This window comes from Paraburkholderia sp. IW21, assembly GCF_041321145.1.
Classification (GTDB): Bacteria; Pseudomonadota; Gammaproteobacteria; order Burkholderiales; family Burkholderiaceae; genus Paraburkholderia.
The window spans coordinates 132836-148857 of sequence record NZ_JBGGWA010000005.1; the positions used below are offsets into that span (position 1 = coordinate 132836).

At 62.5% G+C, this 16022-nt stretch carries 16 protein-coding genes; 7 read left to right on the forward strand and 9 right to left on the reverse strand.

Annotated features, from left to right (window positions below; genetic code table 11):
- Positions 1–19: 19 nt before the first annotated feature.
- Positions 20–1450 (reverse strand): aldehyde dehydrogenase family protein, encoded by a 1431-nt coding sequence (locus ACAX43_RS13790; protein ID WP_370708953.1) that lies wholly within the window; start codon positions 1448–1450, stop codon positions 20–22.
- Positions 1451–1638: 188 nt separating this feature from the next.
- On the opposite strand from ACAX43_RS13790, the gene ACAX43_RS13795 reads away from it, so the two are divergent.
- The 7 genes from ACAX43_RS13795 (at position 1639) to ACAX43_RS13825 (ending at position 7824) form a co-directional block, all read left to right on the forward strand.
- On the forward strand, positions 1639–2586 hold the full coding sequence (locus ACAX43_RS13795; protein WP_370708954.1) for a LysR family transcriptional regulator: 948 nt from the start codon (positions 1639–1641) through the stop codon (positions 2584–2586).
- Between the two features lie 136 nt (positions 2587–2722).
- Positions 2723–3373, forward strand: coding sequence for an RraA family protein (locus tag ACAX43_RS13800; RefSeq protein ID WP_370708955.1), 651 nt, complete (start codon positions 2723–2725; stop codon positions 3371–3373).
- Between the two features lie 19 nt (positions 3374–3392).
- Positions 3393–4166 (forward strand): fumarylacetoacetate hydrolase family protein, encoded by a 774-nt coding sequence (locus tag ACAX43_RS13805; RefSeq protein ID WP_370708956.1) that lies wholly within the window; start codon positions 3393–3395, stop codon positions 4164–4166.
- Between the two features lie 40 nt (positions 4167–4206).
- Positions 4207–5685 (forward strand): aldehyde dehydrogenase, encoded by a 1479-nt coding sequence (locus ACAX43_RS13810; protein WP_370708957.1) that lies wholly within the window; start codon positions 4207–4209, stop codon positions 5683–5685.
- Positions 5686–5808: 123 nt separating this feature from the next.
- The gene (locus ACAX43_RS13815; protein ID WP_370708958.1) at positions 5809–6345 is read left to right on the forward strand and encodes a phosphonopyruvate decarboxylase; all 537 of its coding nucleotides are present in this window, start codon (positions 5809–5811) and stop codon (positions 6343–6345) included.
- Positions 6342–6947 (forward strand): thiamine pyrophosphate-dependent enzyme, encoded by a 606-nt coding sequence (locus ACAX43_RS13820; protein ID WP_370708959.1) that lies wholly within the window; start codon positions 6342–6344, stop codon positions 6945–6947. Before ACAX43_RS13815 ends, ACAX43_RS13820 begins: the two co-directional genes overlap by 4 nt.
- A 7-nt stretch (positions 6948–6954) precedes the next feature.
- Positions 6955–7824, forward strand: coding sequence for an alpha/beta hydrolase (locus tag ACAX43_RS13825; RefSeq protein ID WP_370708960.1), 870 nt, complete (start codon positions 6955–6957; stop codon positions 7822–7824).
- A 60-nt stretch (positions 7825–7884) separates the two neighbouring features.
- Here the strand turns inward: ACAX43_RS13825 and ACAX43_RS13830 are convergent, their stop codons facing one another.
- The 8 genes from ACAX43_RS13830 to ACAX43_RS13865 form a co-directional block, all read right to left on the reverse strand.
- Positions 7885–8955, reverse strand: coding sequence for an oxygenase (locus tag ACAX43_RS13830; RefSeq protein ID WP_370708961.1), 1071 nt, complete (start codon positions 8953–8955; stop codon positions 7885–7887).
- Positions 8956–8988: 33 nt separating this feature from the next.
- Complete coding sequence (locus ACAX43_RS13835) at positions 8989–9933, reverse strand: Rieske 2Fe-2S domain-containing protein (RefSeq protein WP_370708962.1); 945 nt, start codon at positions 9931–9933, stop codon at positions 8989–8991.
- A gap of 111 nt (positions 9934–10044) precedes the next feature.
- The gene (locus tag ACAX43_RS13840) at positions 10045–11070 is read right to left on the reverse strand and encodes an amidohydrolase family protein (RefSeq protein WP_370708963.1); all 1026 of its coding nucleotides are present in this window, start codon (positions 11068–11070) and stop codon (positions 10045–10047) included.
- Positions 11071–11202: 132 nt separating this feature from the next.
- On the reverse strand, positions 11203–12051 hold the full coding sequence (locus tag ACAX43_RS13845) for an SDR family oxidoreductase (RefSeq protein WP_370708964.1): 849 nt from the start codon (positions 12049–12051) through the stop codon (positions 11203–11205).
- Between the two features lie 13 nt (positions 12052–12064).
- On the reverse strand, positions 12065–12847 hold the full coding sequence (locus tag ACAX43_RS13850; RefSeq protein ID WP_370708965.1) for an SDR family NAD(P)-dependent oxidoreductase: 783 nt from the start codon (positions 12845–12847) through the stop codon (positions 12065–12067).
- A gap of 47 nt (positions 12848–12894) precedes the next feature.
- Positions 12895–13947 (reverse strand): phosphotransferase family protein, encoded by a 1053-nt coding sequence (locus ACAX43_RS13855; protein WP_370708966.1) that lies wholly within the window; start codon positions 13945–13947, stop codon positions 12895–12897.
- Between the two features lie 20 nt (positions 13948–13967).
- Positions 13968–15242: an acyl-CoA dehydrogenase family protein gene (locus ACAX43_RS13860; RefSeq protein WP_370708967.1), complete on the reverse strand. Its 1275-nt coding sequence runs from the start codon at positions 15240–15242 to the stop codon at positions 13968–13970.
- 35 nt (positions 15243–15277) lie between these two features.
- Positions 15278–16015 (reverse strand): SDR family NAD(P)-dependent oxidoreductase, encoded by a 738-nt coding sequence (locus ACAX43_RS13865; protein ID WP_370708968.1) that lies wholly within the window; start codon positions 16013–16015, stop codon positions 15278–15280.
- Positions 16016–16022 lie beyond the last annotated feature (7 nt).

Here is a 16022-nt window from a genome sequence, read left to right on the forward strand (position 1 = left end):
TCAGAGAGGGCCGCGCGGTTCAGTAACCGACATAGGCTGTTTTGCTGTTCGTGTAGAAATCCACCGCGTAAGTCCCCTGCTCGCGCTGGCCGTAGCTCGACGCCCTGGTGCCACCGAACGGCACGTGGTAGTCGAGGCCCGCAGTCGGCAGGTTGATCATCGCGAGGCCACTTCTGACGTGCTGACGGAAGTGGCTCGCATACTTGTGCGAGCTCGTGCAGATGCCCGCCGAGAGGCCGTACTCGGTGTCGTTGGCGAGCGCCAGTGCTTCGTCGTAGTCCGCAGCGCGGATGACTGTCGCGAACGGACCGAACACTTCCTCGCGATTGATGCGCATGCTGTTCGACGTGGCGGTCATCAACGCGGGCTGCATGAAGAAGCCCGGCGTGCCGGGCTGCAACAACTGACCGCCTTCGACCAGTTCCGCCCCTTCATCGCGTCCCGTCTGGATATAGCCTTGCACCATGTCCAGTTGACGCTGGCTGATGAGCGGCCCAATGTCCGTACCGGCCGTCAGCGCGTGGCCGATCTTCAGCGCGCGCATGCGTTTGCGCAGTGCGTCGACGAAACGGTCGTGGATCGCCTCTGTCACGATCAATCGGCTCGATGCGGTGCAACGCTGTCCCGCCGAAAAGAACGAACCGTTGAGCGCGCATTCGACCGCGACAGCCAGATCCGCATCGTCGAGAACGACGAGCGGATTTTTGCCGCCCATTTCCAGTTGAATGCGTACCATGTTGGCGATTGCACTTTGCGCGAGACGTCGGCCGGTGCGCACGCTGCCGGTAAAACTCAGCGCGTCGACACCTTCGACGAGGGTCTCACCGGCATCCGCACCGCGTCCGTTAATCAGATTCGCGACGCCAGCCGGCAAGCCGTTGCGTTCCAGCACGCGAAACAACTCCCACGCGACGCCGGGTGTTTCTTCCGATGGTTTGAGTACAGCCGTGTTGCCGAACGCAAGCGCCGGCGCGAGTTTCCATGCGGCAATGGCAATCGGGAAATTCCACGGCGTAATCAACGCAACAACACCGACGGGATCGCGACTGATCTGTACGTTGATATTCGGCCGTACCGACGGCAGGTTCTCGCCGCCATAGCGCACCGCTTCACCGGCGAAGAACTGGAAGATCTGACTGGCGCGCAATACTTCGCCAATGCCCTCCGCGCGCGTCTTGCCTGCTTCGCGCGACACCAGTTCGCCGATTTCCTCCTTGCGGGCAGCGAGTTCGATCGACGTCTTCAGCAAAAGATCGCTGCGGACCTGGGTCGTCGTGGCGCTCCACGCAGGTTGCGCTGCGCGTGCCGCTGCGACCGCCTCACGCATTTGCACCGCGTCCGCGAGCGCGTAGTGTCCAATGCTTTCACCCGTATCCGATGGATTGATGCTCTCGATCGAACTCGCTCCTTCGCGCCATTCCCCGCCGATGAGATTGGGCTTCACTGTCATGTGGCTTGTCTCCGGTATGCGCAGCATTCGCGCGAACGCGCTGCTGAACGCGATGATGTTTTGGCAGGGAGTCATCTTAGGATTGCGTGCAATTCGTTGTCGAATGACAAAAACTGATCGCCGTATCACGCACTGACATGCGTGTTGGCCAACTGAATGCAACATGTTCTGGAACTACTGGACTCGCTATGGATATCCGTCAGATCCGCACTTTCCTTGCGATTGCCGACACAGGCAGTGCGACGCGCGCCGCCGAGTTGCTGCATATCGTGCAACCCGCGGTATCGCGGCAATTGAAGTTGCTCGAGGACGACGTAGGCGCACCATTATTCGAGCGCGATCGCCGCGGCATGCAGTTGACCGAAGCGGGTCATATCCTGCTCGATCGCGCACGGCGAGCCTTGCGCGAATTGGAGTCCGCACAACAGGAGATCCGGCCGACACCTGGACTTGTATCCGGCACGGTAAGTTTAGGTTTGCTGCCCAGTAGTTGCGAGTTGCTGACCGCGCCGCTGGTGGGAGCCTTACAGCAAGCATTTCCGCAGATACGTGTTTCGCTGTCAGTGGGTTATACCGATCACTTACTGCACTGGCTCGAAAGTGGCGAGATCGACGCCGCGCTGCTGTACGACCCGGCGGCCTCGCCGGCTCTGGATGTCAAGCCGTTGGTCGAAGAGTCGCTGAGCCTTGTCGGGTTGGCTTCGGCCAGGCTTAGCGACGATTGCCCGGTTTCCGTTGCGGCACTTGGAGATGCGCCTCTGGTGCTGCCGAGTGCGCCGCATCGGCTGCGCAGTCTGGTCGAACATGCCTGCTCGGTAGCCGGAGTCGGAATCACTTTTGCTGCCGAGACCAACGCTTTGAGTGTGCAGAAAGCGCTAGTTGCGCAGGGATACGGCGTAACGGTGATGCCTCGTGTTGCCGTTCAGCAGGAGATCGAGCGTGGTGTGTTCAGCGCTGCGCGGATCGACTCGGGAGCATTTTTAAGGCGGATTTATCTGGCAATCCCGACGACGAGAAGGTCCTCCACAGCGGTCAGGTGTGCCACCACCGTGCTGCAGAACTGCGTGAGAGAGATCGCTTGCAGCGGCGAGTGGGCGGGCGCCCGGTGGATTGGAGCCAGCCATACCCCGGATTGATCGAAGCATCAACTTTTGTGATTCGACATGCCGCCGACGCGGCTCCTAGAATCCCCTAGCCGCGGATGCGCCGCCAGGCGACACGACACCCTATGCGCACATCCGCGTTATCCGCCCTTTGGCAAAGAGAACTTCCATGACCTCACTCGCCGATCAGCTGGCCACCTGCAACACGCCCGGCCTCTTTGACGTCCTGCGCATCCACGGCCTGCCGGTTCACGAATTGCCGCGCGACATCAAAGGTCTCGCACCTAATATGAAACTGGCCGGGCCCGTATTTACCGTCACCGGCCGCGCCGATCCGACCATTTCGGTTAGCGAATCGCTCGAACTCTTCATCTCCAGGGTCCTCTCTGGCGCGCCACGCGACCACGTCGTCGTGTGCCAACCACACGATCATGCGCGCTCGGCGATGGGCGATCTGGCCGCCGAAGCCCTCAAACAGCGCGGCATCCGCGGCTATTACATCGACGGTGGTTCTCGCGACGCAGACGAAATCGAAGCCATCGGCTTTCCGGTTTTCGCCCGCTATACCAGCCCGATCGACATCGTCGGAAGCTGGCGTCTGGAAGCGACTGATGTGCCGGTGGTCATCGGCGGCGTTACCGTATCGCCCGGCGACTACCTCCTCGGCGATCGCGACGGCACGTTGCTGATCCAGCGCGAACACGCGGAGTTCGTCATCACTGAAACGGTCAAGACGGTGAGTACGGATTCGCGCATGCGCACGGCCATCCGTGGCGGCCGCGATCCGTATGACGCGTTCCTCGAGTTCGGCAAACTGTAGAACACCCTCAGGACACCCCATGAAAATCGCCCGCTATCAATTGCATGACGAAGTCCACTACGGTGTGCTCGAAGGCGAGCAGCTGGAGCGCCTGAGCGGCTCGCCCTTCGAGGGCATCACGCCGGCCGGCAAGACCGATGCGTTGGCCGACGCGAAACTCCTCTGCCCGCTGGCCGCCCCGAGACTGTTTGCAGTCGGCATGAACTACGTCGGTCACATCGCCGAGGCCGGCGCGAAGACGCCCGAGATTCCCCAGTTCTTCATGATGCCGACGACGGCGGCAATCGGCCCGGGTGAAGCCATCGTCCGGCCACGCGAGGCCCAGGTAGTCCATCATGAGGCGGAACTGGCCATCGTGATCGGCAAAAAGGGCCGTCGCGTCGATATCGCTTATGCGCTCGATCACGTGTTCGGCTACACCTGCGCGAACGACGTGAGCGAACGCGTGATCCAGAACCGCGAAATGGGCTACGGCTGCTTACTGGTCGGCAAGGCATTCGATACCTTTTGCCCACTCGGACCCGTGATCACCACAGGACTCGACGCCGGCAATTTACGCGTGCAGTCGAGCGTCAACGGCACGAAGCGTCAGGACGGCAACACGTCGGATCTGCTCTTCTCCGTACCCTTCATCGTGTCCTATCTGAGTCAAGCGGTCACCCTGCTGCCCGGCGACGTGATTCTCACCGGCACGCCGTCCGGCGTCGGCCCGCTCAATGGCGGCGATGTCTGCGACATCACGATCGAAGGCATTGGCACGCTGAGCAATCCGGTTGTCGACGAAGCTGCTTGAGCAGGCTCACCGTCACGCCCTCTTTCGAACAGGAATCGACATGCAACGCTATGTGCATTACATCGACGGCCACGATACACCGCCGCTAAGCCAACGCTGGTTCGAGTCGTACAACCCCTATACCGGCGACGCCTGGGCGGACATCGCGGAAGGCTCCGCTGCCGACGCAGATCTGGCCGTTCAGGCCGCGCACCGCGCCTTCACACGCGGTGCGTGGCCGCAATTGAGCGCGACACAACGCGGCGAGTTGTTGCGCCGCGTGGGCGAGTTGATCGCACGCGATGCGCACAAGCTGGCAGCCACCGAAGTGCGCGACAACGGCAAGCTGCTCGCCGAAATGGCTGGGCAACTGAACTACATCCCGCAGTGGTTCTACTATTTTGGCGGTCTCGCGGACAAGATCGAAGGCAGTGTGATTCCGCTCGATAAAAAGGGCTTCTTCAATTTCACGCGCCACGAACCGCTCGGCGTAGTCGCAGCAATTACGCCCTGGAATTCGCCGTTGTTGCTCACAGCTTGGAAGATAGCGCCTGCGCTCGCCGCGGGTTGCACGGTCGTGATCAAACCGTCCGAATTCACTTCGGCGTCCACGCTGGAGTTTGTCAAACTATTCGCCGAGGCCGGCTTCCCACCGGGCGTCGTCAATGTCGTAACCGGTTTCGGGCGCGATGTCGGCGCGAGCCTCGTCGAGCATCCACTGGTGCGCAAGATCACCTTTACCGGCGCGGACAGCACCGGCCGCGCAATCAATGAAACCGCCGCACGTCACTTCAAGCACGTGAGCCTGGAACTCGGGGGCAAGTCGCCGAACATCGTGTTCGCCGACGCCAATCTCGATGACGCCGTCAACGGCGCAGTCGCCGGCATCTTTGCCGCGACTGGGCAAACCTGTATCGCCGGTTCGCGGTTGCTCCTGCAGGACTCGATCTACGACACATTCGTCGAGCGATTATTGAATCTCGCCCGCACGGCGCGCATGGGCGATCCGATGTCCGCGGATACACAGGTTGGTCCGATCACAACACGTCCCCAATACGACAAGGTGTTGCGCTACATCGATACCGCACAATCCGAAGGCGCCAGGCTCCTGCTCGGCGGCAGCGCTGGCACACGGCCCGAGTGCGGACGCGGCTGGTTCGTCGAACCGACTATTTTCGGCGACGTCGACAACAGCATGCGCATCGCGCAGGAAGAGGTGTTCGGTCCGGTGCTGTCGGTCATCCGCTTCCGGGATGAAGACGACGCACTGCGCATTGCCAACGATGTGCGCTTCGGACTTGGATCGGGGGTCTGGACATCCGACATTGGCCGCGCCTTTCGTGTGTCGGAGCGGCTGCAAGCCGGCACGGTCTGGGTCAATGCCTATCGCGCGGTCAGTTTCATGTCGCCGTTCGGTGGATACAAGGACTCGGGTCTGGGGCGCGAGAACGGCGCCCAGGCGATCCACGAGTACCTGCAAACCAAAAGCGTGTGGATCAACACGGGCGCGGGCAGCGTCAATCCGTTCGTGATGCGTTGAAAGGCACGAAACGCTGCGCACGTCCATGCCAAAAGCTGATATCACCAGCAACCTTTGTTATTGGCGCGGCACCCACGTCTCGCCCTAGCATAGCGCTACACATTAACGGAATCACGAGGAGACATGAGCACAACCGAGTCGCCAGTATCGAACTGGCAGGAGAACGTTTTCTCCATTCTGAAGAGCGGCGGCGTGCGCCAGGTTGCCTATGTGCCGGATGCCGGCCACGCGCACGTGATCCACCGCGTCCAGCAGGACCCGCAGATGCACGACATTGTGCTCACGACCGAAGAGGAAGGCGTCGCACTCACGAGTGGCGCATGGCTCGGCGGCCAGCGTGCGGTGCTGCTGATGCAAAGCAGCGGTGTCGGCAATTGCGTGAACATGTTTTCGCTGCTGCAGAGTTGTCGCTTCCCGTTTCTGACGCTGGTGACGATGCGCGGCGAGTACGCCGAATTCAACCCCTGGCAATGCCCCATGGGCCAGGCGACCCAGGCGGCCCTCGAACTGATGGGGATCACTGTACTGCGCGCGTCGACACCCGATGAAGTCGAAGATATCGTGTCCGCCGGACTCGACGCCGCCTTCGAAGGCGGTCAGCAGGTTGCCGTGCTGCTGTCGCAGCGCCTCATCGGACGTAAAAAGTGGGAACGCAAATGAACGCTTCATCTTCCATCGTTTCTTCCGCGTCGATCGATCGCCGCGCATTCGTCGCACGTCTGCTCGCACTATGCCCAAACGCGCTGGTGGTGACAGGCCTCGGTTCGCCGACTTACGACGTGTTTGCTTCCGGTGATTCAGACCGCTACTTCTATCTCTGGGGCGCAATGGGCGGTTCAACCTCCATCGCACTGGGCCTCGCGCTCGCCCAACCCGAGCGCCCGGTGCTGGCAATTACCGGCGACGGCGAACAGTTGATGGGCGTGGGCAGCCTCGCAACCGCCGGCGCACAGCAGCCGCCCAATCTGAGCGTGGTCGTACTCGACAATGGACACTTCGGCGAAACAGGCATGCAGCGCAGCCATAGCAGCCTTGGGACCAGGCTCGCGCAAGTGGCGCGCGCATGCGGCATCGAGGAGACTACCGAAATTCACTCGCTCGACGGCGTCGAGGCATTGGCCGCCCGGATCAACACGCGCGCCGGACTGAACTTCGCGCAAGTGCACGTCAAAGCGGATGAGTTGCCGCGCGCGTTGCCCTCGCGCGATGGCGTCTTCGTGAAGAATCGCTTCCGCCATGCGCTTGGCTTCGCTCCGTTGTGATCACGTCATGTCTGCGTTCACAACGATTCCGCTGTCCGCCGAACTTGAAGCGCAATACAACATGCGTCGGTTGCGTCCCGGTTTCGAGGCCGGCCTGTTGCAGGAATGGCTGACCCGTTCAGCGGCATTCAGGCGCTTGCCCGGCGCGCAACTGGATGTGGCGTATGGCGCGGGCGAGCGGGATCGTCTGGACTACTTCTCCGCCGCGTCGGCCGATGCGCCGCTGCTGATCTTCTTTCACGGCGGTTTCTGGCAGCGCGGCGACAAATCGGTGTATAGCTTCGTGGCCGAGCCCTTCGTGGCCGAAGACGTGTCGGTCGTACTCGTGAATTACACGCTGTGCCCGGTGGTTTCGGTCGAAGACATTGTCACGCAATCGCAAAGGGCGCTGGTATGGCTGTGGCGTCACGCTGGCGAGCTCGGCTGCTCGCGCGAGCGCTGGTTCGTCAGCGGGCATTCGGCGGGCGGCCATCTCGCCGCGCGGATGATGGCGACGCACTGGGATACGCTCGGTGACGATTTGCCAAAGCAGATGCTCAGCGGCGCGATCCTGATCTCGGCACTGTTCGACCCGGAGCCGCTGTGCGAAACCTCGATCAACGAAGGTTTGCGGCTCGACCGGGAGCAGGCGCGCGCCGTGAGTGCGTTACGGCACCCGCCGGCGACCGACGCGCCGCAATTGATCGCCGTGGGCGGCGCCGAAACGCCGGCGTTTCATCAGCAGGCGCGTACCTACGAAACGGCATTCGGCAAAGCCCAGCGCTTCATGCCGCACTACCGGATTGATGACTGCGATCATTTCGACGTGGTACAGGCTCTCGCGAACCGAAGGCATCCATTCTTCGAACTCTGCCGCGAATTCATCCGCACCCGCTAACGAAGTACGCGGACGTTATGCACGCCCGCCCTTCTCCTCGACGCTCGCACACAGGTCATGTCAATCCACCATACCGAGCAACGCGCGGATATCGCGTCCCGGTTCCGCATCCGATCCGTACGAGAAGTCGCCTCGCGCCTGCCGTTGCACCAGTTGATCCATCAGGAAGCGGTAGCGCGTACCTGGTGCATCGAAACGTGAATGCAGATCGAGGCGCTCGTCCGGATCGAAATAGCGCTCGTTCTGCGGCCGGATCACCGAGTTGTCCTGCGGCTGGATCACGAACGCAATTCGCGGCATCACATAACGCAGCGGAATCGGTGCCGCGGTCGTATTGAAGGTGACGTCACAGCGCGAACGATGACGGCCCACCGGCACGAACGGCTGCAGGTTCGGCACGTCGTAACCGGGCCTGAAACGTGGATAGGAAATGCACACATTGCTGCGCAAATGTACGTGCAGTACCGCACGGAAATCCTGGTACTTCGCGCGCACGCCGCCGACCCAGCGCATGATCGGCGCCACCGATTTCTGCGTCACAATACGGGTGCGCGTGACCGTCTCCGAGGTCCATTCCGTTTCGACGATGTCGGATTCGGAAGTACCGTCGCCGATCGTATTCGCATGCAGAAAATCGGCATGTGTGAGATCGATCAGGTTTTCAATCGAGAGGGCCGAGGTCGAATCGAAGCGCACCGTGCGTTGCGTATAACCGGGCAAGCTGCCGTCGAGCGGCAGAAACGGAATGTGCGGCAACAATTGCTCGTCAGCGTTATCCGGATTGCCGTACCACGCCCAGATATAGCCATAGCGCTCCACCGATGGATAGAAATCCAGCCCGCCGGTAAACGCGCTGGCCTGCGCACGCCGTTGTCCCAGCTGGTCCGGACGAAACTCCGCGGCGAACGGCTTGCCCGCGTGGTCCCGCCACAGGAAATAAGGCTGCGAGTGGACGATGCGGCGAATCGGTTTCTCCGTCACGTCGCGGCTATGCGAAACCGGAAACCAGGTGTCGCGCAGATCGTAGTTGAGTGGGGTCCAGTCGCGGCGCGCGGATCTGGACGGCGCGCCAACGCCTTTGGCGGCGAGATTGGCCGTATCGACGGCGAGTGTTTCAGTGACGGCGTTCATCTTGCGATGCTCCTTGTCGAAATGGAAAGCAACTCAGGCTGCGTCGCTCATAAGCGCGCGCTGCGCGGCGCGTGCCGCGGCCAGATCGCGCGACGGCGCCACCAGCAACGCAGCCAGCGCAGCACCGTCGATCATTTGATGGATCCGGAAGGGCGCGCATTCGCGACGCCGGGCGAGATGCCAGCGCAACGGCGCGCCAACCACCCGCGCGTCGTGTCTGAAGCCACGCCAGCATAGGCTGGTGGTGCCGCGCCGATTGACGCTGGACGCGATGTACACCGTCACGAGCGGCACCTCGTCCGCATCCAGCAACTCGACGCGTATCGTGCCGCCCTCGAGCGGCACCGCCGTGCGCACAATCAACGGATGATCGATGACGAAGGCTGCCGGCAACATCCGCATCGTCCATACCGCACCGCGATCGACCACGAGATGCCCTGACTCCACGCGTGGATCGCCGAGGAAAAAATCGGTCATACGCACGCTGCCGAATTCGAGCAGACACTCGGGACCGTCGAGCATCGCCGCGAGATATTCGTCGTGGGCGATATTGACCACCGCCGCGCCGCTGAATTCGCTGCCCCGCGGCTGATAGTCCGCGCCCGGCAAGGGCACATCCGCGGGACTGCCCTCGCCTAGCCAGACATGGACGAAGCCATTGCTTTCGGCAACCCGATAGGCACGCGCGCCATAACGCGACGGCACGCGTTCGTCCTCACGCAGATTCGGAATCGTGGTGCACATTCCGGTCGTGCCGCTGAAGGTCCAGCCGTGATAACCGCATTGCAGTCCCTTCGGCGTGACCGTCCCGAGCGCGAGCGGCACGCGCCGATGCGGACACCGATCCTCCAGTGCGCACAGTTCGCCCGCCGCATTGCGAAACAACACCAGCGCCTCACCATTACACACGACCGCAAGCGGCCTCTCGCCGTTCACCGATTCGCGAAGAGCCGCCGTCCACCAGTTGCCTGTCGTCATACGCGTGTCTCCATCTTTTTATCGAGTCTCGCTGGCGCGGCGCAACAGGGCACCGCACCGGCGCGCGTTGCAGACTTCCTTGCACGTCGTGTGTTTCCCCGCGCGAGCGCGTCAGGCGACGACCTGCTCGCTGACGTCGAGCTTCAGCAGCTTGGTGGCATTGCCGCTACGGATCTTCTCGCGATCCGCGTCGGAAAGCCCGAGGCCTTGGGTCAGATCGCCGTGCTCGTAGGCGCCGCCGAAATTCGTGCCGTACAGCAGGTTGTCCACACCCACCACCTCCACTACGCCGCGACGCAAACCCGTTGCGTGCACATCGAGGTCGAAGTAGAAGTTCGGCAGATAGTCCATCACCGGCCGCTTGTTGCGCGAGTCCGGCGCCATCACGCGATTGAGATCGTTCAGGCGCCCAAGCTGGAAAATCGCCATGCCGCCCGCGTGCGTGATGTAGGTCTTCAGGCCGGGAAATGTATCCAGTGCGCCGCCGCTGATCAGATTCCAGAAAAACAGCGTTTCGTCGACGCAGTCGCCGACGATCGAAGTGGTCTCGAACTTGTCGTCGGTATGCTTTTCGCCCCAGTAGATCGACTGGTTGAAGCCATGCACCATGATCGGCGCATCGAGTTTTTCAAGCTGCTCCCACACCGGGAACAGTTCTTCGCTATACGCTTCCAGACCATTGAAATTGGCGCCGCCCACGCATACGCCCCTGGCACCGAGTTGCGTCACCGCGCGTTCGATTTCACGTGCGGCTTGCGCCGGATTGGCGAGGTTCGCATGGGCCCAGAATGCAAAGTGATCCGGGTCCTTTGCGCAGAAGGCCGAGAGTTCGTCGTTACAGATGCGCGCGTATTCGTCGCCGAACTCGCCGGCCCAGTACATGAACGCATGCGACGGCGTGGACAGCACCAGCTTGTCGACACCACGCTCGGTCATCAGCTTGCGGCGCGCTTCGTGTGTCATGCGCGCGAGCAGATTGGCTTCGGCCTCGTCGTCGTCGCGCGCTTTTGACGGCTGCGTCGTGCCAAGCGAAAAATGCCCCACGGTCAGGCCTTTGGTCTTCATGAATGGGCCCCAGAACTCGTGACGCTTGAGCATCCCGGGGGTGAAAAGATGGGCGTGGACGTCGATCAGCATGGGTTTTCTCCTGGTATGGCGGGGACGGCTGTTGGGTGGTGTAGGGACGCCGTCGCTGCACGAATGTCATGCGCGCTGCGGTGTACGGTTCAAAATGCACGCGCGTCGCTGCACAGCAGCGGCGCGTTCTGCTCAATGGGTTCGATCTGTTCGGTCGGGTCGATCTGCTGCTTCCGGCATGCGGCCTATGAAACCCGCCGGGCGTCGATGAAACTGGTCACTACCGGTTGCGCCCGCCACCGTCACGCCGGAGTCGACGACCAGCGTGTGCGCGGTCACATGGCGTGCATCGTCGCTTGCCAGGTAGACGAGCGCCGCGGCGATTTCGTCCGGCATCAATGGCGTACCGAGCGGTGATGCCGACGCCGCCGCATCGAGCGCAGCTTCGAGACTGCCACGGCCCTGCACGATCATGTTGGTGACGGTCGTACCCGGCGCCACCGCGTTGACGCGCACGCCGTGAGGCGCGAGTTCCGATGCCGCTGACCGGGTGAGCCCGATCACACCGTGTTTGGCTGTGGTATAGGCATGCGGCCCGAGACCGCCGATCACCCCGGCAGTACTCGCCACCGAGAGAATGCAGCCGCTCTTTTGCCGCACCATCGCCCGGCCGGCGTGCTTGATACCGTAAAACACGCTATCGAGCAGTACAGCAAGCGTGGCGTGCCAGGCAGCGGCGCCGGTCTCGAGGATCGAGCCACACGCACCCACCAATCCCGCGTTGTTCACCATGCAATCGAGCCGGCCATGCCGTTGCAATGCATGCTCGACCGCCTGAGCGACCTGTGCCTCAACGCTCACGTCGGTGTGCACAAACGAGGCATTCGCCAGTTCCCGCGCCAGAAATGCACCGGCGTCGGCGTCGATATCGGCCAGCACGACCGCAGCGCCTTCTGCCGACATGCGCCGGGCCGTCGCCGCACCTATGCCGCCAGCGGCTCCGGTGATCAACGCAACCTGACCTTGCAAACGTTCAGTCATTGTGTGCCCGCACTCAGGGGATCATCAGACCGCCGTCTACCGCCAGCGTCTGTCCAGTGATGAAGTTCGCGCCGTCGCTGACGAGAAAGAGCAGCACGGGCGCCATCGCCGTATCGGGGTCGCCGAGGCGCCCGCCGAGCGGTATCTGTTGCGCCATGAAGGCATCGTGCGCGGCGAGTTGTTCGGCAGCTAGCCGGGCGCGGAATTTCTCGTACATCGGGGTCCACATGGCGGGCGCCAATGCATTGACCGTAATGCGATACTTGCCCCATTCTTTGGCCGCCGTGCGAGTCCAGCCCAGCACCGCCGCCTTGGCCGCCGAATAGTGCGCGAGACCTGGCAGCCCCATCACACCCGCCGCCGACGCGAAATTGACAACGTGCCCGCCACTTTCTTTCAGATGCGCGAATGCCGCCTGATTGGTGTTGAGCGTCCCGCGCGCGTTGACGTCGAACATCAGGTCCCACTCTTCCTGGGTGATCGATTCCGCCGGCGATTTCCGCTCCACGCCGGCGATATTCACAAGTGCATCGAGGCCGCCAATGCGCTCCACTGCGGCCTTGAATACGTCGTCGACCTGTGCGCGCCGGCTCACGTCGCAGCTGAAGTAGTGCGCGACGCCCGGCCCCTTTTCGGATGCCTCTGCGGCGATGTTGCGGCCCGCCTCGTCGTTCAGATCGAGTGCCGCCACTTTCGCGCCTGCGGCGACTAGCGCCTTCACGGCACTCGCGCCGATGCCGCTCGCCGAGCCCGTCACGATCACACGCTTGTTCTGGATGTCCATGTCTGTCTCCATGTTGCTGTTCCTGTCGAATACTTCGGGTGCCGCTGGCTTGCCCCGGATTACGCCAGTTGTGCAATCAGATCTTTGGCCTGCCCGAGCAGGCGCACGGCCGACGCGTGATGCCTGGTGCCCAACTCCACCGGCGCCTTTCCGGCGCACGAGCGCGCATAACTGCCTTCGAGCAGAATGCCGAGCTTGAAGCGCGCCAGCACCACGTACCAATCGATTGCGGATAAATCGCGATCGCTCCGCTCGCGGTAGTAGCCGACGAGTTCCGCTGCGCCCGGAAATCCACGCCACGGCGTAACACGTATTGTTCCCGCGCCTTGGCCCTCGTTATTCGGCCACGTCGCCACCAGCCAGCCGAGATCGAGCAATGGATCGCCGACGGTGGCCAGCTCCCAGTCGATGATCGCCGCGAGTTCCGCCGAGTCGTTGCGGAACATCAGGTTCGCCAGATGAAAATCGCCATGCAGGATGCCGGTACGCGATGGCGGGGGGCGATTCGCGTCGAGCCACTCCGCCACCTCGACCACACCCGGCAGCGAAGCGGGACCGGCCCAGCCCGCATGCACCTGGTAGTGCTCCAGCTGCGCGCGCCAACGCGCGACCTGCCTCTCGAGAAAGCCCTGCGGTTTGCCGAAGTCGCCGAGCCCGACGGCCAATGGATCGACCTCACCGAGCCGCAGCAGCGCATCCACCATCGAGTAGCCCATGCGCTGCTGCGCTTGCGGGTGCGCATGCAACTCCGGCAACACCGCAGCCGAAGCGTTGAACCCCGCCACCGGCGCCATCAGATAAAACGGTGCGCCGAGCACGGCATCGTCGGTGCAGGATCCGAACAACGCCGGATGCGGCACCGCGGTGCAGGCCAATGCGCCCAGCACGCGCGCCTCGCGAGCGATGGTCGCGCACACTTCCGGCCGTGCATGCAAGGGCGGCCGGCGCAGGACGAATTCGCGTGTTCCGCGTCTGAAGCGCAACAGGATATTTTGCGTGCCGCCCGTGAGCGGCTTCGCGTCGACAATCGGTCCGCTTTCGAGCTGCTGTGCGTCCATCCATTGTGTGAGCCGCTCGAGATCCACGGCTGCTTGCCAGGCGGAATTCGTCATCCCCTACTCCTTTTGAGCCGTTAGCCGAGCGCCGCACGGAATTTCCGTTCGGCTGCTGCTGTCGCGGTCGGCCGGTGATACGCGGGGAACAGGTCCCCGCACGGCACGTAGTCGCGCAGCAACTGTTTGGCGACGGTGACCTTGTGCACTTCCGTCGGGCCATCGGCGAGACCCATCTGGAAGGCGCGCGAGATCATGCCGGCGAACGGCATCTCCGAAGAAGCGCCAATCGAGCCATGCACATGCAAGGCACGCGCCGCGATGTCGTGCAGCACCTTCGGCATCGCAGCCTTCACTGCTGCGATGTCCTTGCGGACCTTCTGGTAATCCTGATAGCGATCGATGCGCCACGCGGTACGCATCACGAGCAGGCGGAACTGCTCCAGTTCGAGCCACGAATCCGCGATCTTTTCCTGCACCATCTGTTTGTCGGCGAGCACACTGCCCTGCGTATGGCGTGACAGCGCGCGCTCGCATAGGGCGTCGAGTGCTTTCTGCGCGAGACCGATCGTGCGCATTGCATGGTGTACGCGGCCGCCGCCAAGCCGCACCTGAGCGACCACGAAGGCTTCGCCGGGCGCACCGAGCATGTGGTCGGCCGGCACGCGCACCTGGTCGAAGGCCAGATACGCGTGCGTTGCTTCAGGCTCGTCGGCCATGCCGACATTGCGCAAAATGTTCAAGCCCGGCGTACCCGCCGGCACGATGAACATCGACATGCCCTTGTAGGCTGAGACAGCCGGATCGGTGATCGCCATGACAATGAAAAAGTCCGCGAACCGCGCGTTCGACGCAAACCATTTCTGCCCGCTGATCACCCAGTCGTCACCGTCGCGCACCGCATGGGTCGTGAATACTTTGGGATCGGCGCCACCTTGCGGTTCGGTCATCGCGAAACAGGAAACGATATCGCCCGCGAGCAAGGGAGCGAGATAACGCGCCTTCTGCGCATCAGTACCGTAATGCGCGAGAATTTCCGCATTGCCGGAGTCGGGTGCCTGGCAGCCGAATACGATCGGCGCGAACAGCGCGCGGCCCAAAATCTCGTTGATCAGCGCGAGCTTGACCTGCCCGTAGCCTGGTCCGCCGAGTTCGGGTCCGAGGTGGCAAGCCCACAGCTTGCGATTCTTCACCTGCTGCTGCAACGGCTTCACGAGAAGCTGAAACTTCGGGTCATGGATATTCCACGGGCTACCCAATACATGTTCGAGCGGTTCGACTTCTTCACGCACGAACTGCTCGATCCAGTCGAGTTCGGCCTGAAAGTCAGGATCGGTCTCAAAGTCCCAGGACATGCGATTCCTCTTCGAGGTAAGCGTGCGGATAAGAGTCAGGCGAGCAACATGCCGCCGTCGAGCAGCAAGGTCTGGCCAAGCATGTACGCGGACAACGGTGATGCCAGAAACAGCGCGCCGCCGGCCATGTCTGCGGGCGTGCCGAGGCGGCCGAGCGGAATGCGCCGCAGCGCACCTTCGAGCCGCTTCGGATCCGCTGTCGTCACGCGCGTGAGCTTGGTTTCCACGAGCCCGGGGGCAATACCGTTCACGCGGATGCCGTCGCGCGCCCACGCTTCGCCCAGCGTGCGTGTCAACCCGAAGGCGCCGGTTTTCGACGCGTTATACGCGGGGTTGCCGCGCGTCGAATGAAAGGCGGCTGCCGAGCTGACGATGATCATCGCGCCCCGCGCCGCCTTCAACGGTTCGAAGCAACGGTCGGCGCAGGCCATCAGGCTGGTCAGGTTGATCTCGAGCACCTTTCTGAAACCTGGTGTCTTGAACTCCTGACGATCGTAGAGCACCGTGCCCTGCGCCTGCACGAGCACGTCGAGTCTGTTGAACGGTAGTTCGCAGCGTTCGATATTGGCCGGCTCCGCCACGTCCACCTGGGCGTAATGCAGCCCCTTCAGATTCGAATCAACCGAGTCCGCGTAATCGGATACCGAAGCGCGCGTGCCCCACACGTGCACCGTCGCACCGCGTTCCAGGAACGCCTGGGCAATACCGTTGCCAATACCGCTTGAGCCGCCCACCACCAGCACGTTCTTGTCGGTGAAATCCAGTTCGTTCATTGTCTTC

What these genes read in the sequence shown, in the direction of transcription:
- ACAX43_RS13790 (WP_370708953.1), bottom strand. Translation starts at nt 1,450, where the DNA reads ATGACAGTGAAGCCCAATCTCATCGGCGGGGAATGGCGCGAAGGAGCG.
- ACAX43_RS13795 (WP_370708954.1), top strand. Translation starts at nt 1,639, where the DNA reads ATGGATATCCGTCAGATCCGCACTTTCCTTGCGATTGCCGACACAGGC.
- ACAX43_RS13800 (WP_370708955.1), top strand. Translation starts at nt 2,723, where the DNA reads ATGACCTCACTCGCCGATCAGCTGGCCACCTGCAACACGCCCGGCCTC.
- ACAX43_RS13805 (WP_370708956.1), top strand. Translation starts at nt 3,393, where the DNA reads ATGAAAATCGCCCGCTATCAATTGCATGACGAAGTCCACTACGGTGTG.
- ACAX43_RS13810 (WP_370708957.1), top strand. Translation starts at nt 4,207, where the DNA reads ATGCAACGCTATGTGCATTACATCGACGGCCACGATACACCGCCGCTA.
- ACAX43_RS13815 (WP_370708958.1), top strand. Translation starts at nt 5,809, where the DNA reads ATGAGCACAACCGAGTCGCCAGTATCGAACTGGCAGGAGAACGTTTTC.
- ACAX43_RS13820 (WP_370708959.1), top strand. Translation starts at nt 6,342, where the DNA reads ATGAACGCTTCATCTTCCATCGTTTCTTCCGCGTCGATCGATCGCCGC.
- ACAX43_RS13825 (WP_370708960.1), top strand. Translation starts at nt 6,955, where the DNA reads ATGTCTGCGTTCACAACGATTCCGCTGTCCGCCGAACTTGAAGCGCAA.
- ACAX43_RS13830 (WP_370708961.1), bottom strand. Translation starts at nt 8,955, where the DNA reads ATGAACGCCGTCACTGAAACACTCGCCGTCGATACGGCCAATCTCGCC.
- ACAX43_RS13835 (WP_370708962.1), bottom strand. Translation starts at nt 9,933, where the DNA reads ATGACGACAGGCAACTGGTGGACGGCGGCTCTTCGCGAATCGGTGAAC.
- ACAX43_RS13840 (WP_370708963.1), bottom strand. Translation starts at nt 11,070, where the DNA reads ATGCTGATCGACGTCCACGCCCATCTTTTCACCCCCGGGATGCTCAAG.
- ACAX43_RS13845 (WP_370708964.1), bottom strand. Translation starts at nt 12,051, where the DNA reads ATGACTGAACGTTTGCAAGGTCAGGTTGCGTTGATCACCGGAGCCGCT.
- ACAX43_RS13850 (WP_370708965.1), bottom strand. Translation starts at nt 12,847, where the DNA reads ATGGAGACAGACATGGACATCCAGAACAAGCGTGTGATCGTGACGGGC.
- ACAX43_RS13855 (WP_370708966.1), bottom strand. Translation starts at nt 13,947, where the DNA reads ATGACGAATTCCGCCTGGCAAGCAGCCGTGGATCTCGAGCGGCTCACA.
- ACAX43_RS13860 (WP_370708967.1), bottom strand. Translation starts at nt 15,242, where the DNA reads ATGTCCTGGGACTTTGAGACCGATCCTGACTTTCAGGCCGAACTCGAC.
- ACAX43_RS13865 (WP_370708968.1), bottom strand. Translation starts at nt 16,015, where the DNA reads ATGAACGAACTGGATTTCACCGACAAGAACGTGCTGGTGGTGGGCGGC.